The organism is Cupriavidus sp. GA3-3, assembly GCF_000389805.1.
Classification (GTDB): Bacteria; Pseudomonadota; Gammaproteobacteria; order Burkholderiales; family Burkholderiaceae; genus Cupriavidus; species Cupriavidus necator_D.
In genome coordinates this window covers 26,508-48,269 of the sequence record NZ_KB944484.1, presented here as the reverse complement: position 1 = coordinate 48,269, position 21,762 = coordinate 26,508, and the positions used below count along the sequence as shown (strand labels likewise).

Genomic DNA, 21,762 nt, shown 5'->3' with positions numbered 1-21,762 from the left:
GTTACCAAGGAGAATCGACGATGTCTGCACGTATGGTTTCGCCCCGATGGGTGGCCGGCGCCTTTGCCGCCGGCACGCTGGGCATGCTGGTTTCGGCCCCGGCTTTCGCCGCCAAGGATGCCGTGATGGCGGTGAGTTCGACCTTCACCTCGCTGGATCCGTACGATTCGAACGACACGCTGTCGCAGGCGGTTGGGAAGAGCTTCTACCAGGGCCTGTTCGGCCTGGACAAGGATATGAAGCTGGTCAATGTGCTGGCAGACAGCTACGACGTCAGCAAGGACGGCCTGACGTATACGATCAAGCTGAAGAAGGGTATCAAATTCCACGACGGCACCACCTTCGACGCCGGCGCCGTCAAGGCCAACCTGGACCGCGTCACCAACCCGGCCAACAAGCTCAAGCGCTACACGCTGTTCAACCGTGTCGCCAAGACCGACGTGGTCGATGCCAATACCGTCAAGGTCACGCTGAAGGAGCCGTTCTCGCCGTTCATCAACGTGCTGGCGCACCCGTCGGCGGTGATGATCTCGCCGGCCGCGCTGCAGAAGTACGGCAAGGAAATCGCCTTCCACCCGGTCGGCACGGGCCCCTTCGAATTTGTCGAATGGAAGCAGCCCGACCACCTGAAGGGCAAGAAATTCGCGGGCTTCTGGAAGACCGGCTACCCGAAAATCGACACTATCACCTGGAAGCCGGTGGTCGACAACAACACCCGCGCCGCGATCATGCAGACCGGCGAGGCTGACTTTGCCTTCAGTATCCCGTTCGAGCAGGCCGCGGTGCTGAAGAACAGCGCCAAGGTGGATCTGATCGCCTCGCCGTCGATCATCCAGCGCTACCTGTCGCTGAACACCATGGTCAAGCCGTTCAACGACCCCAAGGTGCGCCAGGCCATCAACTATGCCATCAACAAGGACGCGCTGGCCAAGGTCGCCTTCGCTGGCTACGCGGTGCCGGCCGAAGGCGTGGTGCCGCCTGGCGTGGACTATGCCGAGAAGCTGGGCCCGTGGCCATATGACCCGGCCAAGGCGCGCGCGCTGCTGAAGGAAGCCGGCTATCCGAACGGCTTCGAGACCACGCTGTGGTCGGCCTACAACCATACCACCGCGCAGAAGGTGATCCAGTTCGTGCAGCAGCAGCTGCAGCAGGTCGGCATTAAGGCCTCGGTGCAGGCGCTTGAGGCCGGCCAGCGCGTGGAGAAGGTCGAGAGCGTGCCCAAGCCGGAAGATGCCGGCGTGCGCATCTACTACGTGGGCTGGTCGTCGTCGACCGGTGAATCGGACTGGGCGCTGCGTCCGCTGCTGGCTTCGGAGTCGATGCCGCCCAAGCTGCTGAATACCGCGTACTACAAGAACGACCAGGTCGACGCCGATATCGCCGGCGCGCTGCGCACCACCGATCGTGGCGAAAAGGCGCGCCTGTACAAGGACGCCCAGGAACGCATCTGGAAGGATGCGCCGTGGGCCTTCCTGGTGACCGAGAAGGTGCTGTTCGCGCGCAGCAAGCGGCTGAGCGGCGCCTATGTGATGCCGGATGGATCGTTCAATTTCGAAGAGATCGATATCAAGCAGTAATGGGTGAGGCGAGGGCCGGGACTTCGTGGAAGCTCCTGCCCTGTCCCCCGGCCCCTCTCCCGCAAGCGGGAGAGGGGAGCAAACAACGGGTGCCGGCTGTAATCCCATCCAAAGAGCAGTAAGCAGTAAAGCAGTACGCCGAGGTGGCCGCCTTGCCCGCGTCGCGGGGTCGCAGGCGGGCGGCCTGCGGCCTCTGCTGCTGCATTTCTTTCTGGTGTGTCATGCTGAATTACTTCCTCAAACGTGTGCTGGGCGTGATCCCCACGCTGCTGATCGTGGCAGTGCTGGTGTTCCTGTTCGTCCACCTGCTGCCGGGCGATCCGGCGCGGCTGGCGGCGGGCCCGGAGGCCGATTCCGCCACCGTCGAACTGGTGCGCAAGGACCTGGGCCTGGACCGGCCGATGCACGAGCAGTTCGTCAACTTCTTTTCCAATGCGGTCCGCGGCGAGTTCGGCCATTCGCTGCGCACCAAGCGCCCGGTCAGCGAGGAGATCGGCGACCGCTTCATGCCCACGCTGCTGCTGACGGTGGCGTCGATGGCCTGGGCGGTGGTGTTCGGCATGGCGATCGGCATCGGCTCGGCCGTATGGCGCAACCGCTGGCCGGACCGGTTCGGCATGACGCTGGCGGTGTCGGGCATTTCGTTCCCGGCCTTTGCGCTGGGCATGCTGCTGATGGAAGTGTTCTCGGTGCAGCTGGGCTGGCTGCCGTCGATCGGCGCCGACAGCTGGAAGCACTACGTGTTGCCTTCGATCACGCTGGGCGCGGCGGTGGCCGCGGTGATGGCGCGCTTTACGCGGGCCTCGTTCGTCGAGGTGCTGCAAGAAGATTTCATCCGCACCGCCCGTGCCAAGGGCGTGCGCGAGACGCTGGTGGTGGCCAAGCACGGCCTGCGCAACGCCATGATCCCGGTGGTGACGATGATGGGCCTGCAGTTCGGCTTCCTGCTGGGCGGCTCGATCGTGGTGGAAAAGGTGTTCAACTGGCCGGGCCTGGGGCGCCTGCTGGTCGATGCCGTCGAGATGCGCGACTACCCGGTGATCCAGGCCGAGGTGCTGCTGTTCTCGCTCGAATTCATTCTGATCAACCTGGTGGTGGACATGCTCTACACCGTGATCAACCCAACCATCCGCTACAAGTGAGGCCGGCATGACTGAGCTTTCCACGCCCGCCGCAGCGCAAGCGGCACCCGCCACCGCCCCCGTGCCGGAGGCCGTGCGCACGCCCTGGACCGAGTTCTGGCGCAAATTCCGCAAGCAGCACCTGGCGCTGGGCGCCGGTGCCTTCGTGCTGGTGCTGGTGGTGATTGCCATCGTGGCGCCGCATATCGTGCCGTACGACCCGGAGAACTACTTCGACTACGACGCGCTCAACGCCGGCCCGTCGGCCGCGCACTGGATGGGCGTCGATTCGCTCGGACGCGACATCTTCAGCCGCATTCTGGCCGGCGCGCGCATCTCGCTGGCGGCGGGTTTCCTGTCGGTGATCATCGGCGCGCTGATCGGCACCGTGCTGGGCCTGCTGGCGGGCTACTACGAAGGCTGGTGGGACCGCATCGTGATGCGCATTTCCGACGTGCTCTTCGCCTTCCCGGGCATCCTGCTGGCGATCGGCATCGTGGCCATCCTCGGCAACGGCATGACCAACGTGATCTTCGCCGTGGCCATCTTCAGCATCCCGGCGTTTGCGCGGCTGGTGCGCGGCAATACGCTGATGCTCAAGCGGTTGACCTATATCGAGGCGGCGCGCAGCATCGGCGCATCGGACTGGACCATCCTGATGCGGCATATCCTGCCGGGCACGGTGTCGTCGATCGTGGTGTATTTCTCGATGCGGATCGGCACCTCGATCATCACCGCGGCCAGCCTGTCATTCCTGGGGCTGGGCGCGCAGCCGCCCACGCCGGAATGGGGCGCGATGCTCAACGAAGCCCGCGCCGACATGGTGACCGCGCCGCACGTGGCGATCTTCCCCAGCCTGGCGATCTTCCTGACCGTGCTGGCCTTCAACCTGCTGGGCGACGGCCTGCGCGATGCGCTTGACCCCAAGATCGACCGCCGTTGAACCTGAGCCGCTGAACATGACCGCATCGACAACGGGCGTGCCGCGTGTCGGCAGCCTGCCGGCAGGTCCGCTGGACAGCATCGCCGACGTGGCCGGCGTGACCGTCGGCCATTGCACGCTGGCGGATGGCGCCGTGCAGACCGGCGTCACCGTGATCCGTCCGCATGGCGGCGATCCGTACCGCGACAAGGTGCCCGCCGCGGCCACGGTGCTCAACGGCTTTGGCAAGAGCATCGGGCTGGTGCAGGTGGACGAACTGGGCGTGCTGGAAACCCCGCTGGCGCTGACCAATACCTTTTCGGTCGGCGCGGTCGCGCAGGCGCAGATCCGTGCGGCGGTGGCGGCCAATCCGGAGATCGGCCGCGCGCTGCCGACCGTCAATGCGCTGGTGTTCGAGTGCAATGACGGCTACCTGAACGATATCCAGCGCATGGCGGTGGAGGGCAGTCACTATGAGGCGGCCCTGGCCGGTGCCGGTCATGACGTCGCGCAGGGAGCGGTCGGTGCCGGACGCGGCATGTCGGCATTCGGCGTCAAGGGTGGTATCGGCACTGCTTCACGCCTGGCCGGTGGCTATCGCGTGGGCGCGCTGGTGCTGGCCAATTTCGGCACGCCGGAATCGTTGACCGTGGCCGGCCGGCTGGCCGGTCCGGAACTGGTGCAGCGCCTGGCGCAGCCCGACACCGCGGCGCAACCGGAAAAGGGATCGATCATCATGATCCTCGCCACCGACGCCCCGCTGGATGCGCGCCAGCTGCGCCGGCTGTCGCTGCGCGCCGGCGCCGGGCTGGCGCGTACTGGCTCGGTGTTCGGGCATGGCTCGGGCGATATCGCAGTCGCGTTCTCGAGCGCGTACACCGTGCCGCACGACACCGCCCGGCCGATGCCGGCCGTCGCCATGCTGCATGAAACCCATCTCGACCCGCTGTTCCGCGCCGCGGCCGACAGCGTCGAGCAAGCCATCCTGCATGCCCTGTGGCATGCCGCACCGGTGCAGGGCCGCGACGGCCACGGCCGGCGCGCACTGCTGGACGTGATGCCCGAACTGGGCCAAACCGCCTGATGAAGATCCTTGTTTCCACCGATATCGAAGGCGTGGCTGGCGTCTTCCACGCCGAACAGACGCGCCCCGGCAACGGCGAATACGAACGCGCCCGCGCCTGGATGACCGGCGAAGCCAATGCCGCGGTCGATGGTGCCTTTGCCGGCGGCGCGACTGAAGTACTGGTCAACGATTCGCACGGCGGCTTCCGCAACCTGCTGCCGGACCAGCTCGATCCGCGCGCGCGGGTGGTGCTTGGCAAGCCGCGCTACCTTGGCATGATGGCCGGCGTCGAGGCCGGAGTCGACGGCGTGCTGATGATCGGCTACCACGGCCGCGCCCAGAGCCGCGGCGTGCTGGCGCACACCATCAACAGCGGCGCGTTTGCGCGGGTCTGGCTCAACGGCAAGGAACTGGGCGAGGCGGGCCTGTACGCCGCGCTGGCCGGCGAGTTCGGCGCTCCGGTGCTGATGGCCAGCGGCGACGATGTCTTCGTGCAGGAAACCCATGCGCTGATGCCGTGGGTGCGCTATGTCGAGACCAAGTCAGCGGACGGCTTCGGCAGCGGCACCTCGCTGTCGCCGGCGGCGGCGCGCGAGGCCATTGCCGCGGCGGCCGCAACCGCGGTGCGCGAACGCGCGCAGGCGCAATGCCTGCGCATCGCCGCGCCGGTGACTTGCACCCTGCAGACCCTGACGCCCGCGCACGCGGACCTGTTCTGCCAGTGGCCGGCGCTGGAGCGCCGCGACGGCGTGACGCTGTCCTTCCAGGCCGATTCGGTCCAGGCGGCGGTGCGCATGCTGAACTGCCTGTCGGCGATGTCGTTCATGCTGAAGTAGGGCAGGGCAGATTCGCCGGGGCGGTCGCGCAGATCGGCGACAATGGCGGGTCTAGCAATTCAGGCATGAGCCGCAACGCATGACCCAGGCACACGACGGGGGCTGGATCCCCGTGCGCAAGGACTTCGTCGACCCCGCCACGCGCTGCCATGCGCGGGGCGCGAGCCGCCGCCACCATGGCTTTCCGACCGGGCAGGCTTATATCCTGCGCGACGCCGCAGGGCATGAATACCCCTTTGGCGACGACTGCGCGCGTGCCGCGGTGCCGCATCCGGGCCTGCTGCTGCAGGTGCCGGACTACACCGAGCGCGATGTGGTGCCGCGCACGGCCTTGCCCGAGGTGGCGCCCCCGGCCCGCCGGCGCGATCCCGGCCAGGCGCAGGCCGCCGAGCGCGCCGCCGCGATCCGCTACCTGGTGCTGCGCATGGAGAAGGTGGCCGCGGTGCCGCGCGTGCAGCCGACAGTGCGTTTCCCGGCGCTTGAGGGCGTCTACGAGCAGTACCAGCGCACCGGCGACATCGGCATGGCGCAAGTGCGCCGCATCCTGGCGATCGAGCGCAGCCCGTCCACCCCGCCGCGGCTGCGCGCCACCAACCTGCTGGACGTCTATACCGCGCATATCAAGCTGGAATGGCTGATCGCGGGGTCCAACAGCGTCGACAACATCCGCTTCCTGCGCAGTCTGCACGACTGGCTGGCCCGTCACCTGGTGCTGACCGCCGGCCAGCTGGCCGCGGCCGGGATCGAGATGCATCCGCAGGCGTTCACCGCGCCCGGCATCTGGGGGCCGGGGACAGAGCCCGCGCCGGCATCGCCCGGGTACGCATCCGGATCGCTGTTTTAGCTGCGGGTGGCAAGACCTGCGGATTTGGCGTCTAATGCCTGCATCGCATCAGCCGGTCACGCCATGAGCCATTTTTCTCGCAGCTACGCCGAAGCCCGCCAGAAGTTCCTTGACGCCGCGCGCACGGCCGGGGCCGCGCTGGCCCAGTTCCCGCACCCCACCAAGCGCGGCAGTGCCGGCGAGGACCTCGCCATCGACGTGGCGCTGGCCGGTCCGGCCGAGGCCCGCCGCTGCCTGATGGTGACCTCGGGCACGCACGGCGCCGAAGGCTTTGCCGGATCCGGCGCGCAGGTGACAATGCTGCACGACGCCGCGCTGCTTGCCGATTGCGCCGCCGCCGACACCAGCCTGCTGCTGGTGCATGCGATCAATCCCTACGGTTTTTCCCACCTGCGCCGGGTCAACGAGGACAACGTCGACCTGAACCGCAATTTCATGGACTTCACCCAGCCGCTGCCGTACAACGAGGCCTATGCCGAGATCGCGCCGCTGCTGGTGCCGGCGCAATGGCCGCCGTCCGACACCGACCAGGCGCAACTGATGAAGGCCGTTGCCGAGCGCGGCATGCCGTGGTACCAGGCCGCGGTCAGCCGCGGCCAGTACCAGGACCCGGGCGGCATGTTCTACGGCGGCGACAAGGCTGCCTGGAGCAACTACACGCTGTGCCGCATCCTGGCGCGCTTCGGCGCCGGGCGCGAGGCGCTGCGCTGGATCGACGTCCATACCGGACTTGGCCCCTGGGGCTACGGCGAGCCCATCCACATGGGCCCGGACACGCCGGAATCGCTCACGCGCACGCGCGCGATCTGGGGCGCGCGGGTAACCTCGATCTACGATGGCTCGTCGACCTCGGCCAACCTCACCGGCCTGGCCTGGCACGCGGTGCTGCAGACCCTGCCCACCATCGACTACGCCGGCATCGCACTTGAGTTCGGCACGCTGCCGGTGGGCGAGGTGCTGGACGCGCTGCGCGGCGACCACTGGCTGCACCAGCACCCGGAAGCCGACGAAAACCAGCGCGCGCTGGTCCGCCAGGCGATGTGGCGTGCCTTCTATGGCGATACCGACGACTGGCGCGAGGGCGTGGTGGCGCAGGTGACCGACGCAGTGCGGGACACCATTGCCTCGGCCTAGCCGGCTCTGGCCGCAAGCGCCTTCTGGTAATGTCTCGACGTTGGCGGTAGAGTGCTGAGCCAGGCACTGCCGCCATGCCTTGGCCGGCACGAGCAGCAGCCGCGCCGCGGTCAGAAAACTACCAGAAACAAGACGGAAGAGGTCGGGGCAGGCCCGGGCGCATGATCCTGCGCGTCGCCGCGGCCTGGCGCACGGCGTCGCTTCCGGCATCAGCTCGGCAGGGAGGCCGGTGCGATGACCCTCTATGAACTGAAGCCCAGGTTCCAGGCCCGGTTGCGCCCCATGGTGCAGGACCTGGCGCAGCGCGGCGTGACTGCCAACCAGGTGACGCTGGCCGCCGCGGCCGGCTCCCTGGCGGTGGGGGTGCTGGCCACGCTGGGCATGCTGGTGGCCGAGACCCCGGCGCTGTTCCTGCTGTTCCCTCTATGGTTGTTCCTGCGCATGGCGCTCAACGCCGTCGACGGCATGCTGGCGCGCGAGCACGGCCAGCAGAGCGTGCTGGGTGTCTACCTGAACGAGCTTGGCGACATTGCCTCGGACCTGGCGCTGATCCTGCCGCTGGCCGCGCTGCCGGACTTCAGCCTGGGCCAGGTCGGCACCTTCGCGCTGCTGGCGGTGATCGTCGAGGCCACCGGGCTGATCGGCCCGCTGGCCGGGGCCAGCCGGCGCTACGACGGCCCGCTGGGCAAGAGCGACCGCGCCTTCGCGGTCGGCGCGATCGCGCTGTGGGCCGGTGTTGGCCTGGGCTTTGGCGCGGCCGCCAGCTGGCTGTGGCTGGTGCTGTCGCTGCTGTCGCTGTTTACGATTGCCAACCGGGTGCGCCGCGGTGTCGCCGAGGCCCAGTCCCGCACAGCGGAGTAGCGAGATGGACCGACCGTCGACGCGCCAGCCGCAAGAGCGGCAATTCGAGACCCACGACCGCCAGACGCTGTTCTATCGGCACTGGCCGGCGGTGGAGGGCCCGGCGCGCGGCGCCGTGGTGTTGTTCCATCGCGGCCATGAGCATTCCGGCCGGGTCGCCCACCTGGCCGACGAACTGAACCTGCCCGGCTACGAGATCTTTGCCTGGGATGCGCGCGGCCACGGCCGTTCGCCCGGCGAGCGCGGCTACAGCCCCAGCCTGGCGGACTCGGTGCGCGATATCCAGACCTTCACCACCCATATCGCCGAGGTCCACGGCATCCCGCTGGAACGCACCGCGGTGATCGCGCAGAGCGTGGGCGCGGTGCTGGCCGCCACCTGGGTGCACGACTACGCGCCGCCGATCCGCGCGCTGGTGCTGGCCTCGCCCGCGTTCAAGGTCAAGCTCTACGTGCCCTTTGCGCGGCCGGGGCTGAAGCTGATGCAGCGCCTGCGCGGCAAGTTTTTCGTCAACAGCTACGTCAAGGCCAAGTTCCTCACGCACGATCCCGAGCGCATCGCCAGCTACGACAGCGATCCGCTGATCACGCGCCCGATCGCGGTCAATATCCTGCTGGACCTGTACGACACGGCGGAGCGCATCGTCGCCGATGCCGCGGCGATCACGGTGCCGACGCAGCTGCTGATCTCCGGCGCCGACTGGGTCGTGCATCGCGGGCCGCAGGACCGCTTCTATGAGCGCCTGGGTGCGCGCACCAAGGAGCGCATCGTGCTGGACGGCTTCTATCACGACACGCTCGGTGAGCGCGACCGCAAGCTGGCGGTCGATGCCGCGCGCCGCTTTATCCTGCGCGAATTCGACATGCCGTCGGCGCCGCGCTCGCTGCTCGATGCCGACCAGATCGGCCCGTTCCGCGAGGAATCCGACCGCCTGGCGTCGGCGCCTGTCGGGCTGGCCGCCTGGTACTGGCGCGCGGCGCGGGCCAACCTGAAACTGGGCGGAATACTGTCGGACGGGGTGCGGCTGGGCCATGAGACCGGCTTCGACTCGGGCTCGACGCTCGACTATGTTTACCGCAACGCCCCCTCGGGCCGCGGCAAGCTGGGCCGGCTGGCCGACCAGCAGTACCTGGACGCGATCGGCTGGCGCGGCATCCGCCAGCGCAAGGTCCACGCCGAGGCCCTGATCGCCGAGGCCGTGCGGCGGCTGCGCGCGGGCGGCATGCCGGTGCGGATTGTCGACATCGCCGCCGGGCACGGGCGCTATGTGCTTGAGGCGCTGGGCGCGCTGGATGGCGGCGCCGCGGCGGTCGAGTCGATCCTGTTGCGCGACTACAGCCCGCTGAACGTCGAGCAGGGCCGCGCCCTGATCGCCGCCAAGGACCTCGCGGACGTGGCCCGCTTCGAGCAGGGCGATGCCTTCGACGGCGACAGCCTGGCGGCGCTGGCACCGGCGCCGACACTGGCGGTGGTTTCCGGCCTGTACGAACTGTTTCCCGACAACGCGATGGTGCGGCGCTCGCTCGAGGGCCTGGCGCGCGCGGTGCCGCCCGGCGGCTACCTGGTCTACACCGGCCAGCCCTGGCATCCGCAGCTGGAATTCATCGCGCGCGCGCTCACCAGCCACCGCGCCGGCGCCGCCTGGGTGATGCGCCGCCGCTCGCAGGCCGAGATGGACGAACTGGTGCGGGCCGCTGGCTTTGACAAGGTGACCCAGCGCATCGACCCGTGGGGCATCTTCACCGTCAGCCTGGCGCGCAGGCGCGGCGCATGAGCACGGTGCCGACGGAGGTTGGCGCCGGGGCGCATTCGCAGCTGCCTGCAGGCAACCGGCCCTGGGGGCTGGCCTGCCTGCTGCTGGCGCTGGCCGGCGCGTTCTTTTTCTCCAGCTACGGCTTTGCCAACTGGCTGGCGAGCCAGCGCGCCAACGTTCCGGCGGTCTATTTCGAATGGGAGCAGGGGATCCCGTTCCTGCCGTGGACCATCGTGCCGTACTGGTCGATCGACCTGCTGTACGGCATCTCCTTCTTCCTGTGGCGCACGCGCGCGGCGCTGCTCACGCACGTCAGGCGGTTGGTACTGGCGCAGCTGGTGTCGGTGGCGTGCTTTATCGCCTTCCCGCTGCGCTTCAGCTTTGCCCGGCCCGAGGCCGACGGCCTGCCGGGCCAGCTGTTCACGCTGCTGGGCGGTTTCGACCTGCCGTTCAACCAGGCGCCGTCGCTGCATATCAGCCTGCTGGTGATCCTGTGGGTCGCCTTTGCGGCGCACCTGCGCGGCGGCTGGCGCTGGCTGCTGCACGGCTGGTTTGCGCTGATCGGGGTCTCGGTGCTGACCACCTGGCAGCACCACCTGATCGATGTGCCCACCGGCGCGCTGGTGGGCTGGCTGTGCGTTTACCTGTTCCCGATGCAACGGCCCGCTGCCGGCGCGCCGGATGCGCGCACGCGCCAGCTGTCGCGCCGCTACACCGTGGGCGCGCTGGTGGGGTTGCTGTGCGCGGTGCTGGCGGTGGGTGCGTCGGTGACGCTGGCGTTGCTGCTGTTGTGGGCCGCGCTGGCGCTGGCCTGCGTCGCCCGGATCTACGCGCTGGCCGCGCCGGCGTGGTTCCAGAAGGACGGCGATGGGATGATGGCCCCGGCCGCGCGCTGGGTGCTGGCGCCGTACCTGCTGGGCGCCTTCCTCAATTCGCGCTGGTGGACGCGGCGCGCGCCGCAGCCCAGTGCCATCGCGGACGGCATCTGGGTTGGCCGCTTCCCGACCCGCGCCGAACTGCGCGCGATCGGGGCGGACGCCGTCCTCGACCTGACCGCCGAACTGTCGCGCGCAGCCACCGACCCGGCGCTTGCGTATCGTTGCGTGCCGGTACTGGACCTGACCGTGCCGACGCCGGAGCAGTTGGACAAGGCCGTGGCTCAACTCGACGCCTGGCAGCGGCAGGGCCGCCGCGTGCTGGTCAGCTGCGCGCTCGGCTATTCGCGCAGCGCGCTGGTTGCCGCCGCATGGCTGGCGCGCCGGCAGGGACTGCGCGACGCCGGCGCTGCGCTGGCGTTGCTGCGCGAGCATCGCCCGGCGGTGGTGCTCGGGCGCGAACATGCTGAGGCGCTGCAACGCTGCCTGGACCGTCCCGCCATGCCGGAGCCCGATGATGGCCGCTGAGTTCACGCAAGGCACTGATGCCTGGATCGCGCACGCCGTCGCCGGGGCGCTGTCGGGCGCCGTGTGGATCGGCGCGGCCGGGCTGGCTTTCGGCGTGGCCACGGTATGGCTGGGGGTGGCCACGCCGGTCCCGCGCGTGCTGGCGGCCGCGTCGCTGCTGCTGGCGCTGCCCCAGGTCTGGCTGCTGCTGCGCGTTGCCATCGACCGCCGGCTGTTCGATGCGCTCGCGGCCGGGCGGCAGGACCAGCCCGACCTGGCCGGATTGGACGCCGCGCTGCTCGAACTGGGCTGGATGCCGGCGCAGCGCGCCGGCCGTCCGTTGCCGGACCGCGCCCGCGGTGCGCTGCGGCTGGTGCGCGCCAGCGCCGCGCTGACTGTGTGCCAGCTGGCGCTGGCCTTGCTGACCGTGATCCTGAGGTAACCAACCATGTGGCTTGCCCGCGCGACCGCGCGCGCCATCATCGTCTTCGCCCGGCTGCTGACCGGCATGCGCGCCAACTGGCAGGGCTGCATCCCCGCCGCGGTGCAGCGCGTCTACTTTGCCAACCACAGCAGCCACGGCGACTTCGTGCTGATCTGGGGCTGCCTGCCGCCCGACCTGCGCACAGTCACGCGCCCGGTGGCCGGTGCCGACTACTGGGATCGCTCGTCGCTGCGGCGCTTTATCGGCCGCGACGTATTCCACGCGCTGCTGATCGACCGCACCCGCAGCGAACCAGGCAGCGACCCGGTGGCGCTGATGCACGGCGCGCTGGCATCCGGCGACTCGCTGATCCTGTTTCCCGAAGGCACGCGCAATACCACCGACGCGCGCCTGCTGCCGTTCAAGAGCGGCATCTACCACCTGGCGCGGGTCTGCCCCGGGGTGGAGTTCGTGCCGGTGTGGATCGACAACCTCAACCGCGTGATGCCCAAGGGCGAAGTCGTGCCGGTGCCGCTGCTGTGCACCGTCACCTTTGGGCAGCCGGTGTTGCTGGCCGCCGAGGACAGCAAGGAAGCCTTCCTTGCGCGCTGCCGCGACGGCCTGCTCGCGCTTGCCCCGGAGCTGGAATGACCGCCATGCCCACTTTGCACTGGAGCCCCGAGACCTGGCTGCTGTTCGGCGGACTGTTCGGCGTGCTGCTGCTGGCCTCCACCGTGACCGCGCTGCTGCGCTGGCGGGTGGCGGGCGGCGGCCAGCACGCGGTGATCGACAACCTGGCGCAGCGCGTCTGGGCCTGGTGGTGGATGATCGGCATCATGGGCGTGGCCTTTGCGCTGGGCCGCACCGCGGTGATCGTGCTGTTCTACCTGCTCTCGTTCTTCGCGCTGCGCGAGTTCGTCACCATCATCACCACGCGGCGCGGCGACCATCACGCCATCGTCGCCGCCTTTTTCGTGTTCCTGCCGCTGCAGTACGTGCTGGTCTATATCGGCTGGTACGGCATGTTCTCGATCCTGATCCCGGTCTATGCCTTCCTGATCCTGCCGATCCTGGCGGCGCTGTCGTCCGAGACCACGCGCTTCCTGGAGCGCTGCGCCGGAGTGCAGTGGGCGGTGATGGTGTGCGTGTTCTGCATCTCGCACGTGCCGGCGCTGCTGACGCTGCCGATCCCGGGCTTTGAAGGCCGCAACCTGCTGCTGATCGCCTTCCTGGTGATCGTGGTGCAGGGCAGCGACGTGCTGCAGTATGTGTGGGGCAAGCTGTGCGGCAAGCGCAAGATCGCGCCGCTGCTGTCGCCGTCCAAGACCGTCGAGGGCTTTGTCGGCGGCGTGGCCAGTGCCACCGCGCTGGGCGCGGCGCTGTGGTGGATCACGCCGTTCTCGCCGTGGCAGGCCGGCGCGATTGCGCTGGTGATTGCGCTGATGGGTTTCCTCGGCGGGCTGGTGATGTCGGCGATCAAGCGCGACCGCGGCATCAAGGACTGGGGCCATATGATCCAGGGCCACGGCGGCATGCTGGACCGGCTGGACTCAGTGGTGTTCGCCGCGCCGGTGTTCTTCCATATCACCCGCTACTGGTGGGTGCCCTGAGCACCCCGGCCCTCACAGCTCCATCTCTTCGCACCACGCCACCACTGCATCGCGGAAGTCCTGGCAGATCGGCGACAGGTAGCCATCGGCGCGCCACAGCACGGCCAGCTCATGCTGCCACGACATGCCTGGCGCCTCGATCGCGGCCAGCCCCTGGCCCTCGGCCTGGTGCAGCATGCGCGGCGGCATGATGCCGAGCAGGTCCGAGTGCCGTAGCAGCTCGCCGAAGGCCACCGGCGACGCCGTGCTTTCCACCGCCACGCGCGGCGGCGGCAGCCCGACCGAGGTAAACCGTTCCTCCAGCCACTGGCGCAGGTAGAGCGAACTCGCCGGCACCACCCAGCGCTCGCCGCTCAGGTCGGCCAGCGTGCGGAAGCCCTCGCGGCGCGGATGGCCGGTGCGGGACACGATCTGCATGGTCAGCGGACCGAGCGGCAGCCAGGCAATGTCCGGCGGCAGGCTGGTCGGGCGCGCGCCCAGGATCAGGTCGGCCTCGCCGTTCTGCAGCATCGCCATCAGGCGCGCGCTCAGGTGGGTCTCGATCGAGAACGTGGCCAGCGGCCGGCTCAGGAAGAAGCGGGCCAGCAGCGGCGACAGCAGCGACGGCAGCAGGTAGGGGATGGCGCCCAGGCGCACCGTGCCCGCGCGCGCCGCGCGCTGCTCGGCCAGTTCGTTGCGCATGTCGCCCGCCGCCAGCGCGATCCGGCGCGCATGGGCGGCCAGGGTGCGGCCCACGCTGGTCGGCACCAGCCCGCGCGGGGTGCGCTCGAACAAGGGCATGCCGGCTTCGCCTTCCAGCCGCGCCAGCGTCTTGGACAGGCCGGACTGGGTCATGCCGAGGGTGTCGGCGGCGCGGTGCAGGTTGCCTTGCTCGATGACAACCAGGAAGGCTTCAAGATCCTCGAATCGCATGGGGCGTGATGGCGCTGGGGTCGGTGCGGGCCATTGTAGCGCCGCACCTCCCCCGCGCCGGTCACGCAGGGCTTACTGCGGCTCAGGCCATTGCCGCTGGGGTTCCGAGGCGCGCTCGAACCAGTGCGCCAGCTGCAGCACGCCCAGGTCGTCAAAGCGCCGGCCGGAGATCTGCAGCCCGATGGGCAGGCCGTCGCGCGACATGCCGCAGGGGATCGATGCCGCGGGCTGTTCGGAGTGGTTGAACACCGCTGTGAAGTGAGAGTCCTTGAGCGGCAGGTCGCCGCCGCTGTTGATGGCATCGGCGGCGAAGGGCAGCACCGGTGACACCGGCGAGATCACGAAATCATAGGGCTGGGTCGCGGCCACGGTGGCCTCGCGCAGCTGCTGCATGCGCGTGAAGGCCTGGAAGGTCTGCTCCGGCGTGAGCGTGCCGGCAAACTCGGCGGCCTTGCGGATGTAGCCTGCCGCCAGGCTGGCGCGCTCCGGCGGCATCCCGGCCAGGTCGACCCGGCAGCGCATGGTGAAGAAGTGCGCCATGCCGATGCGCATGTCCATGGTGGTCCAGTCGCGCACGGGTTCGACCACGGCACCGCCTTGCTCGAACAGGTGCGCTGCCGCCAGCACCGCCGTGCGGACTTCGGCATCGACCTGCCAGTCGCCGCTCGGGTCCAGCCACAGGCCGATGCGCAGCCCGCGGATATCGCGCTCAAGCTGCTGCCAGGCGATGTCCTGCGGAGGCAGGCTCATGTAGTCGCGGGCATCGGGGCGCGAGATCGCCTGCATCGCCAGCGCGGCGTCGGCCACGGTGCGCGTCAGCGGGCCGATCACGCGCGCGGCGGCTGGCGGATGGACCGGCACGCGGCCATGGCTGGGCTTCAGGCCGAAAACGCCGCAGAAGCTGGCGGGAATACGCACCGAGCCGCCGATATCCGTGCCCAGGTGGAGCGGGCCGTAGCCCGCCGCAGCCGCGGCGCCGGCGCCGGAACTGGAGCCGCCGGTGTTGCGGTCCAGCTTCCACGGGTTGCGCGTGAGCGGATGGAAGCTGGACGGCGCCGCGCCCAGGAAGCCGAAATCCGGCATGGTGGTCTTGCCGACCACGATTGCGCCGGCCTCGAGCAGGCGCGCCGCGGCCGGCGCATCGGCCGGTGCCGGCGCCAGCACGGTGGCGGCGCTGCCGAGCGGCACCGGCGTGCCGCGCGTGGCGATGTTCTCCTTCAGCGTCACCGGCACGCCGTCGAGCGGGCCGTTCGGGGTGCCGGCCAGCCAGCGCGCCTCGGCGCTGCGCGCGGCGGCCAGCGCTTGCTCGGCATGCACCACGTACATCGCACGGATGCCGGGCTCCCAGTGTTCGATGCGGTCCAGCACCGACTGCATGACTTCGACCGGGGAGAGTTCGCGCTGGCGGTAGTTGCTGAGCAGCTCGGCGGCGCTGAGTGCGTAGAGCGGAGTCTTCATTGTCTTTTCCGAGAGGGTTGGCTGGCGCTTGGGAATCTGCATGGCCGCGTTACTGCACACCGAACGGGTAATGGCGTCCCGGCGCGGCGGCCAGCAGCGCGCGGGTGTAGTCCTGGCGCGGCGACAGCACGACGTCGCGCGTGGCGCCTTGCTCGACCACGCGGCCCTTGTGCATGACGATCAGGCGGTCGCACACCTGGCTGGCCACGCGCAGGTCGTGGGTGATGAAGAGGATGCCGATGGCAAGCCGCTGCTGGATATCGGCCAGCAGCTTCAGGATCTGCGCCTGCACCGAGACGTCCAGTGCCGACACCGCTTCATCGGCGATCAGCACGCGCGGCTCGCACGCCAGCGCGCGGGCAATGCAGATGCGCTGGCGCTGGCCGCCGGAGAACTCGCTCGGGTAGCGGTGCAGCGCGTCGGGCCGCAGCCGCACCAGTTCCATCAGCGACTCGGCGCGTTGCCACGCCTGCGCGGGCGTCGCGCCGAAATTGACCGCGCCTTCGACGATTGACTGGCCCACCGTGCGGCGCGGATTGAGCGAGCGGTTGGGGTCCTGGAACACCACCTGCACCATGCGCCGGAATGCGGACAGCTGCGCGCGGCGCGGCAGTTGCTGCGCGGATTCGGGCAGCACCTGGATATTGCCCGCGGACGGTTCGATCAGCCGCGCGATGCAGCGCGCCACCGTGGACTTGCCCGAGCCGGACTCGCCCACGATGCCGACGGTCTCGCCCGCCCGCACCTGCAATGACACATCGGTGGCCGCCTCGACCACGCGGCGCCGGCCCGGCCAGGCTCCCGAGACATAGGTCTTGCCGATGCCGCTGGCGTCGAGCAGCAACGCTCGCTGCGCCACCGACGGGCGCTGCGCGGGCTCCAGTCCCGGCACGGCATTGAGCAGCATGCGGGTGTAGTCCGCCTCGGGCTGGCGCAAGACCCGGTCTTTCGGCCCGCTTTCCACCTGGCGGCCAAGCTGCAGCACCACCACCCGGTCGGCAATGTCGGCGACCACGCCGAAGTCGTGCGTGATGAACAGCACCGCGGTCTGGTTCTCGTGCTGCAGTTCGCGCACCAGTGCCAGGATCTCGGCCTGCGTGGTCACGTCCAGCGCGGTGGTGGGCTCATCGCACACCAGCAGGGCCGGGCGCAGGATCAGCGCCATGGCGATGACGATGCGCTGGCGCTGCCCACCGGACAGCTGGTGCGGATAGGCGTCGTAGATCCGCTCGGGATCCGGCAGCCGCACGCGCGCAAAGATCGACAGCACGCGCTCGCGCCGCTGCGCGGCGCCCAGGCTGGTGTGCTGCGCCAGCATTTCCTCGACCTGCCGGCCGCAGCGCATGACCGGGTTCAGCGCGGTCATGGGTTCCTGGAACACCATGGCCACGCCGGTGCCGCGCAGTTCGCGCCGGCGTGCGGGGGTGGCCGCCAGCAGGTCTTCGCTGGCCAGCGCGATGCTGCCGCCTGAGACCTTCAGGCCTTCGGGCAGCAAGCCCATCACCGCGCGCGCGACCACGGACTTGCCTGAGCCCGATTCGCCCAGCAGGCAGACCACTTCGCCCGGCATGACGTCGAAGGAAACCCCCTGGACCGCATGCGGCCGGTCGGCGCCGGGCGGCAGGTCGATGCGCAGGTCGCGCACGCGCAGGCAGGGCGTGGCCGAGTCCGCGGCCGCGGACTCGGTCGTGTTCGTTGGCATCATCAGGCACTCCGCTTGCTGAACTTGGGGTCGAGGGTGTCGCGCAGGCCGTCGCCGAGCATGTTGACGGCCAGCACCGTTACCGCCAGGAAGGCGCCGGGCAGCAGCACGCTGTGCGGATGCGCGGTGAAATGGGCGCGCCCCTCGGCCATGATGTTTCCCCAGGTGGGGATGTCGGTGGGCAGGCCGATGCCGAGGAAGGACATCACCGCTTCCACCAGCATCGCGCCGGCGCAGATAAAGGTGCCCTGCACCAGCAGCGGCGCGATGGTGTTCGGCAGGATGTGGCGCAGCATCAGTTTCCAGGTCGGCGTATCGAGCGCGATGGCGGCCTCGACATAAGGCTCTCCACGTACCGACAGCACCACCGATCGGACCAGGCGCGCCACGCGCGGCGTGTCGGGCACGGTCATGGCCACGATCACCGTCAGCAGGCTGGGCCGCCAGGCGGCCACCAGCACGATGGCGAAGAGGATGCCGGGGATGGCCATCATGCCGTCCATCACGCGCATGATGAAGCCGTCCAGCCAGCGCACATAGCCCGATACCAGCCCGACCGCCAGCCCCAGCAGCACCGAGGCCAGCGCCACCGACACCCCGACCGCCAGCGAGACCCGCGCGCCGTACAACGTGCGGCTCCAGATGTCGCGGCCCAGGCTGTCGGTGCCCAGCGGGAACAGGCGTTCGAAGGCATCGCCGGCCAGCGTCACGATCTCGGCGCGCGTGAAGGGGGCCAGCTGGCTGCTGGCGGGGTCCATGGTGTTGGGATCGATGGTGTAGAGCCAGGGCGCGGCCACGCCAAGGAACAGCATCAGGCCGAGGATGGTGCCGCCGGCGCGCACGGCACCGTTGGCCAGCACCGCGCGCAGCCGCGAGGGACGGGCGCCGGTGCCGGGCGGGGCGGATTCGATGGCAGTGGTGAGTGAGGTCATGGGGCCGGGTTTCCGTGGGAGATATCAGTAGCGAATGCGGGGATCGAGCAGCAGATAGCTCGCGTCCACCAGCAGGTTGATGACCACGTACGAGACCGAGAAGAACAGCGTGATGCCCTGGATCAGCGGGTAGTCGCGCGACAGCACGGCATCCACTGTGAGCTGGCCGACACCGGGAATGGCGTAGATGCTCTCGGTCACGACCACGCCGCCGATCAGGCCGGCCACGCTCAGCCCGATCACGGTGGCGATCGGCACCGCGGCATTGGCCAGCGCATGGCGCGTCAGCATGCGCCACTCCGGAATGCCCTTGGCGCGCGCGGTCTGCACGAAGTCCTCGGTCAGTGCTTCGGACACGGCGGCGCGGGTCGTGCGCGCCACCAGCGCGCACGACATCACCGACAGCGTGACGCAGGGCAGGGCCAGGTTGCGCAGCCATGGCCAGATGCCGTCGGCCAGGCGGCTGTAGCCCTGCGACGGCAGCCAGCCCAGGTGCAGCGAGAACACCCAGATCATCAGGTAGCCGGCCACGAAGATCGGCACCGAGAAGCCCAGCACGGAGCCGCCCATCACCAGGCGGTCGAGCCAGCGGCCGCGCCGGTAGGCCGCCAGCGTGCCCAGCGGCACCGCCGTCAGCACGGTCAGCACGATGGTCAGCGCCGCCACCGAGAGCGTGGGCTCCAGCCGCTGCGCGATCAGCGTGGTCACGGGCATCTTGTAGAAGAAGGAATAGCCCAGGTCGCCGCCCAGCACGTGGCCGAGCCAGCCGATGAACTGGCGCGGCAGCGCTTGATCCAGCCCGAGCTGGGTGCGGATGCGGGCGATGTCTTCCACGCTGGCGGCGTCGCCGGCAATGGCCGCGGCCGGGTCGCCGGGGGTCAGCCGCAGCAGCGTGAAGACGATGACAGCCACCACCGCCAGCACTGGCACGGTGGCCAGGCTGCGGCGGACCAGGAAATTCATCATGGCACTACCTCGTTGGGGGAAAGGGAGGTCAGCAGGCTGGCGGCACGGCAGCCGGGACCGCGGGCGCCGTAGCGGGCTATTGCTTGCGCACGTTCCAGTACAGCACCGCCGGTGCCGGCAGCAGGCCGCTGATCGCACCGCTGCGCACCACGGTGGGCGCCTTGCCTTCGCCGACGGGCGCCAGGATGCCGTTTTCGATGGCGCGCAGCTGGATCCTGGTGGCGATGTCCTTGCGCTGCGCGGCGTCCGCGGCTTCGATGAAGCGGGTCTTGAGGGTTTCCAGCTCGGCGTCTTCCGGCCAGCCGAAGTAGCCGCGGTCGCCGTTGCCGGTCAGCGGGCTGTAGGTGATGGGGCTGCTGGCGTCGACGCCGCCCCAGAAGGTGATGTAGGCATTCCAACCGCCTTTCTCGGGCGGTTCCTTCCTGGTGCGGCGCGTGATCAGGGTGCTCCAGTCGGTGGCCTGCACGTCGACATTGAAGCCCACCTGCCTGAGCAGCTGGCCGTAGACCACCGGCAGGCGGCTCAGCGCGGGGGCATCGCCCGGCAGCATGATCACCACTGGCTTGCCGTCATAGCCGGACTCCTTGAGCAGCTTGCGCGCCTGTTCGAACTGCGGCTTGCCGGTGAAGAAGCCGGTCTGGTCGCTGGCATAGGGCGAGCCGCACAGGTAGATCGAGGCGCACGGCTTGTAGAAGTCGCGGTAGGTGGCCTGCGCGCGCAGCATCGCTTCCTGGTTGATCGCCAGCATCGCGGCCTTGCGCACCCTGGCGTCATTGAACGGCGGCACCTTGTGGTTGTAGATCACGGTGAAGGGGCCGGCGGGCATGATGTCGAACATCTGCACCCGCTTGTCGGTGCGCAGTTGCGGATAGTGCGATGACGGCACGACCTCGAGAATATCCACCTCGCCGTTGAGCAGCGCGTTTACCTGGGTCTGCGTATCGCGCAGGAACACCCATTCGACGCGGTCGACGTGCACGGCCTTGCCGCCGGCCAGGCCGGACGGCGCATCCTTGCGCGGCACATAGTCGGGATTGCGACGGTAGACCACGCGGTCGCCGGGCCGGAAGTCCTCCTTCTTCAGCGTGAAGGGGCCGGAGCCGGTCAGGTCGTCGATCTGCTTGTCGGCAGGCGTCTCGGCGACACGCTTGGGCATGATGAACGGCACCAGCGGGCTGGGCTTGCCCAGCGCATCCAGCACTGCGCCGAAGGGCTGGCGGAAAGTCATGCGCACCGTGGCCGGGCCTTCGGCAGTGATGCTGGCCATGGCTTCATACATGCGCTGGCCCAGCACGTCGCGCTTGCCCCAGCGCGCCAGCGAGGCGATTACGTCCTGCGCGGTGACCGGCGTGCCGTCATGGAACTTGAGCCCTGGCCGCAGCGTGAAGGTCCAGGTCTTGTTGTCGGCGCTGGTGCTGGTCTTGTCCACCATCTGCGGCCGGATCACGCCCTTCTCGTCCATGCCGAATAGGGTGTCGTAGATCATGAGGCCATGGTTGCGCGTGATGTTCGCGGTGGTCCAGACCGGGTCCAGGATCTTCAGGTCGGACGACGGCACGGTGCGCAGCACGGTCTCGGCGATTGCGCTGCCGGCGGACATGCATGCCAGGGCGCACAACGCGCCGGCACCGGCACGGCGAAGCGGGATTGCAGACATCATGGTCATCATCTCTCGGGGGCGGGGTGGGGGGACAAAGGGCGCCGGTCAGGGCGTGGTGGTGCCGCGCTCGCGCAGCTTCTGGAGATACCGCTCGAAGGACTCGCGCGAAGCGGCCTCGGCTTCGATCAGCTTGACCAGCGTGGCGCGCAGCGCGTCGATCTCGGCCGGCGTCAGGCAGTGCAGGAAGCCCGCTTCCAGCTCGATGCCGAGCGGCTCGGCGCGCCGCACCAGGTCGACGCCGGCCTCGCTCAGGAACAGGCACACCTGGCGCGCGTCTTCCGTGCTGATCTCGCGCTGCACCAGGTCGCGCTTGACCAGCGCGCCAACCAGCTTGGACGCCAGCGTCTTCTCGATCGCAGACTGCTGCACCAGCTGGCCCATGGTGATGCCGGGCGCCGATCCGATCATCCGCAGCAGGCGGATGTCCCGCAGCGAGACCCCGAATTTCTCTTCATACACGCGCGAGCCGCGTTCGCGCGTGCGCTCGGCGGCCATGTCGAGCAGGATGTTGATGTAGTCGGACTTGAGCCGGAGAGCGCGTGGCATGAATAGATGAAAAATTCGATAGTTGAAAATTTCAACGAATAATAATGACCGGCGAG

The 21,762-nt window shown here is 69.1% G+C and carries 20 protein-coding genes; 13 read left to right on the top strand and 7 right to left on the bottom strand.

Going from position 1 to position 21,762, the window contains the following annotated elements:
- Positions 1-20: 20 nt before the first annotated feature.
- From gsiB to C265_RS20460, 13 genes are all read left to right on the top strand, one after another.
- Positions 21-1,577 carry a glutathione ABC transporter substrate-binding protein GsiB gene (gsiB, locus tag C265_RS20520; RefSeq protein WP_037024891.1) on the top strand — a complete coding sequence of 519 codons (1,557 nt, stop codon included), beginning with the start codon at positions 21-23 and terminating at the stop codon, positions 1,575-1,577.
- Between the two features lie 221 nt (positions 1,578-1,798).
- The gene (gene gsiC, locus C265_RS20515; RefSeq protein ID WP_010814211.1) at positions 1,799-2,719 is read left to right on the top strand and encodes a glutathione ABC transporter permease GsiC; all 921 of its coding nucleotides are present in this window, start codon (positions 1,799-1,801) and stop codon (positions 2,717-2,719) included.
- A gap of 7 nt (positions 2,720-2,726) precedes the next feature.
- Positions 2,727-3,641, top strand: coding sequence for a glutathione ABC transporter permease GsiD (gsiD, locus tag C265_RS20510; RefSeq protein WP_010814210.1), 915 nt, complete (start codon positions 2,727-2,729; stop codon positions 3,639-3,641).
- Positions 3,642-3,657: 16 nt separating this feature from the next.
- Positions 3,658-4,704, top strand: a complete 1,047-nt coding sequence (locus tag C265_RS20505) for a P1 family peptidase (protein WP_010814209.1) — start codon at positions 3,658-3,660, stop codon at positions 4,702-4,704.
- The gene (locus tag C265_RS20500) at positions 4,704-5,522 is read left to right on the top strand and encodes a M55 family metallopeptidase (protein ID WP_010814208.1); all 819 of its coding nucleotides are present in this window, start codon (positions 4,704-4,706) and stop codon (positions 5,520-5,522) included. The genes C265_RS20505 and C265_RS20500 overlap by 1 nt, the downstream gene beginning before the upstream one ends.
- A gap of 79 nt (positions 5,523-5,601) precedes the next feature.
- Complete coding sequence (locus C265_RS20495; protein WP_010814207.1) at positions 5,602-6,366, top strand: hypothetical protein; 765 nt, start codon at positions 5,602-5,604, stop codon at positions 6,364-6,366.
- Positions 6,367-6,429: 63 nt separating this feature from the next.
- A complete protein-coding gene (locus tag C265_RS20490; RefSeq protein ID WP_010814206.1) occupies positions 6,430-7,500 on the top strand; it encodes a M14 family metallopeptidase in 1,071 nt (356 codons plus the stop codon).
- A gap of 234 nt (positions 7,501-7,734) precedes the next feature.
- Entirely contained in the window at positions 7,735-8,361 is a 627-nt protein-coding gene (locus tag C265_RS20485) for a CDP-alcohol phosphatidyltransferase family protein (protein WP_010814205.1), read from the top strand.
- A gap of 4 nt (positions 8,362-8,365) precedes the next feature.
- A complete protein-coding gene (locus C265_RS20480; protein ID WP_010814204.1) occupies positions 8,366-10,135 on the top strand; it encodes a bifunctional alpha/beta hydrolase/class I SAM-dependent methyltransferase in 1,770 nt (589 codons plus the stop codon).
- Positions 10,132-11,517 (top strand): phosphatase PAP2/dual specificity phosphatase family protein, encoded by a 1,386-nt coding sequence (locus C265_RS20475; protein ID WP_010814203.1) that lies wholly within the window; start codon positions 10,132-10,134, stop codon positions 11,515-11,517. The genes C265_RS20480 and C265_RS20475 overlap by 4 nt, the downstream gene beginning before the upstream one ends.
- Positions 11,504-11,938 carry a hypothetical protein gene (locus C265_RS20470; protein WP_231881345.1) on the top strand — a complete coding sequence of 145 codons (435 nt, stop codon included), beginning with the start codon at positions 11,504-11,506 and terminating at the stop codon, positions 11,936-11,938. The genes C265_RS20475 and C265_RS20470 overlap by 14 nt, the downstream gene beginning before the upstream one ends.
- 6 nt (positions 11,939-11,944) lie before the next feature.
- Entirely contained in the window at positions 11,945-12,571 is a 627-nt protein-coding gene (locus C265_RS20465; RefSeq protein ID WP_010814201.1) for a 1-acyl-sn-glycerol-3-phosphate acyltransferase, read from the top strand.
- On the top strand, positions 12,568-13,530 hold the full coding sequence (locus C265_RS20460; protein ID WP_010814200.1) for a phosphatidate cytidylyltransferase: 963 nt from the start codon (positions 12,568-12,570) through the stop codon (positions 13,528-13,530). Before C265_RS20465 ends, C265_RS20460 begins: the two co-directional genes overlap by 4 nt.
- 12 nt (positions 13,531-13,542) lie before the next feature.
- Here the strand turns inward: C265_RS20460 and C265_RS20455 are convergent, their stop codons facing one another.
- The 7 genes from C265_RS20455 to C265_RS20425 all read right to left on the bottom strand — a co-directional run bounded on the left by C265_RS20455 (position 13,543) and on the right by C265_RS20425 (position 21,706).
- The gene (locus tag C265_RS20455) at positions 13,543-14,442 is read right to left on the bottom strand and encodes a LysR family transcriptional regulator (RefSeq protein ID WP_010814199.1); all 900 of its coding nucleotides are present in this window, start codon (positions 14,440-14,442) and stop codon (positions 13,543-13,545) included.
- A gap of 72 nt (positions 14,443-14,514) precedes the next feature.
- Complete coding sequence (locus C265_RS20450; RefSeq protein WP_010814198.1) at positions 14,515-15,900, bottom strand: amidase; 1,386 nt, start codon at positions 15,898-15,900, stop codon at positions 14,515-14,517.
- A gap of 49 nt (positions 15,901-15,949) precedes the next feature.
- Complete coding sequence (locus tag C265_RS20445; RefSeq protein ID WP_010814197.1) at positions 15,950-17,605, bottom strand: ABC transporter ATP-binding protein; 1,656 nt, start codon at positions 17,603-17,605, stop codon at positions 15,950-15,952.
- Positions 17,605-18,534: an ABC transporter permease gene (locus tag C265_RS20440; protein WP_010814196.1), complete on the bottom strand. Its 930-nt coding sequence runs from the start codon at positions 18,532-18,534 to the stop codon at positions 17,605-17,607. The genes C265_RS20445 and C265_RS20440 overlap by 1 nt, the downstream gene beginning before the upstream one ends.
- 24 nt (positions 18,535-18,558) lie before the next feature.
- Positions 18,559-19,500, bottom strand: coding sequence for an ABC transporter permease (locus C265_RS20435; RefSeq protein ID WP_010814195.1), 942 nt, complete (start codon positions 19,498-19,500; stop codon positions 18,559-18,561).
- Between the two features lie 76 nt (positions 19,501-19,576).
- The gene (locus tag C265_RS20430) at positions 19,577-21,160 is read right to left on the bottom strand and encodes an ABC transporter substrate-binding protein (protein WP_037024909.1); all 1,584 of its coding nucleotides are present in this window, start codon (positions 21,158-21,160) and stop codon (positions 19,577-19,579) included.
- Between the two features lie 45 nt (positions 21,161-21,205).
- Positions 21,206-21,706 (bottom strand): MarR family winged helix-turn-helix transcriptional regulator, encoded by a 501-nt coding sequence (locus tag C265_RS20425; protein WP_010814193.1) that lies wholly within the window; start codon positions 21,704-21,706, stop codon positions 21,206-21,208.
- Positions 21,707-21,762: the final 56 nt, after the last annotated feature.

What these genes read in the sequence shown, in the direction of transcription:
- C265_RS20435 (WP_010814195.1), bottom strand. Translation starts at nt 19,500, where the DNA reads ATGATGAATTTCCTGGTCCGCCGCAGCCTGGCCACCGTGCCAGTGCTG.
- C265_RS20475 (WP_010814203.1), top strand. Translation starts at nt 10,132, where the DNA reads ATGAGCACGGTGCCGACGGAGGTTGGCGCCGGGGCGCATTCGCAGCTG.
- C265_RS20485 (WP_010814205.1), top strand. Translation starts at nt 7,735, where the DNA reads ATGACCCTCTATGAACTGAAGCCCAGGTTCCAGGCCCGGTTGCGCCCC.
- C265_RS20425 (WP_010814193.1), bottom strand. Translation starts at nt 21,706, where the DNA reads ATGCCACGCGCTCTCCGGCTCAAGTCCGACTACATCAACATCCTGCTC.
- C265_RS20470 (WP_231881345.1), top strand. Translation starts at nt 11,504, where the DNA reads ATGATGGCCGCTGAGTTCACGCAAGGCACTGATGCCTGGATCGCGCAC.
- C265_RS20480 (WP_010814204.1), top strand. Translation starts at nt 8,366, where the DNA reads ATGGACCGACCGTCGACGCGCCAGCCGCAAGAGCGGCAATTCGAGACC.
- gsiD (WP_010814210.1), top strand. Translation starts at nt 2,727, where the DNA reads ATGACTGAGCTTTCCACGCCCGCCGCAGCGCAAGCGGCACCCGCCACC.
- C265_RS20465 (WP_010814201.1), top strand. Translation starts at nt 11,945, where the DNA reads ATGTGGCTTGCCCGCGCGACCGCGCGCGCCATCATCGTCTTCGCCCGG.
- C265_RS20450 (WP_010814198.1), bottom strand. Translation starts at nt 15,900, where the DNA reads ATGAAGACTCCGCTCTACGCACTCAGCGCCGCCGAGCTGCTCAGCAAC.
- C265_RS20500 (WP_010814208.1), top strand. Translation starts at nt 4,704, where the DNA reads ATGAAGATCCTTGTTTCCACCGATATCGAAGGCGTGGCTGGCGTCTTC.
- gsiB (WP_037024891.1), top strand. Translation starts at nt 21, where the DNA reads ATGTCTGCACGTATGGTTTCGCCCCGATGGGTGGCCGGCGCCTTTGCC.
- C265_RS20430 (WP_037024909.1), bottom strand. Translation starts at nt 21,160, where the DNA reads ATGATGTCTGCAATCCCGCTTCGCCGTGCCGGTGCCGGCGCGTTGTGC.
- C265_RS20505 (WP_010814209.1), top strand. Translation starts at nt 3,658, where the DNA reads ATGACCGCATCGACAACGGGCGTGCCGCGTGTCGGCAGCCTGCCGGCA.
- C265_RS20455 (WP_010814199.1), bottom strand. Translation starts at nt 14,442, where the DNA reads ATGCGATTCGAGGATCTTGAAGCCTTCCTGGTTGTCATCGAGCAAGGC.
- C265_RS20445 (WP_010814197.1), bottom strand. Translation starts at nt 17,605, where the DNA reads ATGATGCCAACGAACACGACCGAGTCCGCGGCCGCGGACTCGGCCACG.
- C265_RS20495 (WP_010814207.1), top strand. Translation starts at nt 5,602, where the DNA reads ATGACCCAGGCACACGACGGGGGCTGGATCCCCGTGCGCAAGGACTTC.
- C265_RS20490 (WP_010814206.1), top strand. Translation starts at nt 6,430, where the DNA reads ATGAGCCATTTTTCTCGCAGCTACGCCGAAGCCCGCCAGAAGTTCCTT.
- C265_RS20460 (WP_010814200.1), top strand. Translation starts at nt 12,568, where the DNA reads ATGACCGCCATGCCCACTTTGCACTGGAGCCCCGAGACCTGGCTGCTG.
- gsiC (WP_010814211.1), top strand. Translation starts at nt 1,799, where the DNA reads ATGCTGAATTACTTCCTCAAACGTGTGCTGGGCGTGATCCCCACGCTG.
- C265_RS20440 (WP_010814196.1), bottom strand. Translation starts at nt 18,534, where the DNA reads ATGACCTCACTCACCACTGCCATCGAATCCGCCCCGCCCGGCACCGGC.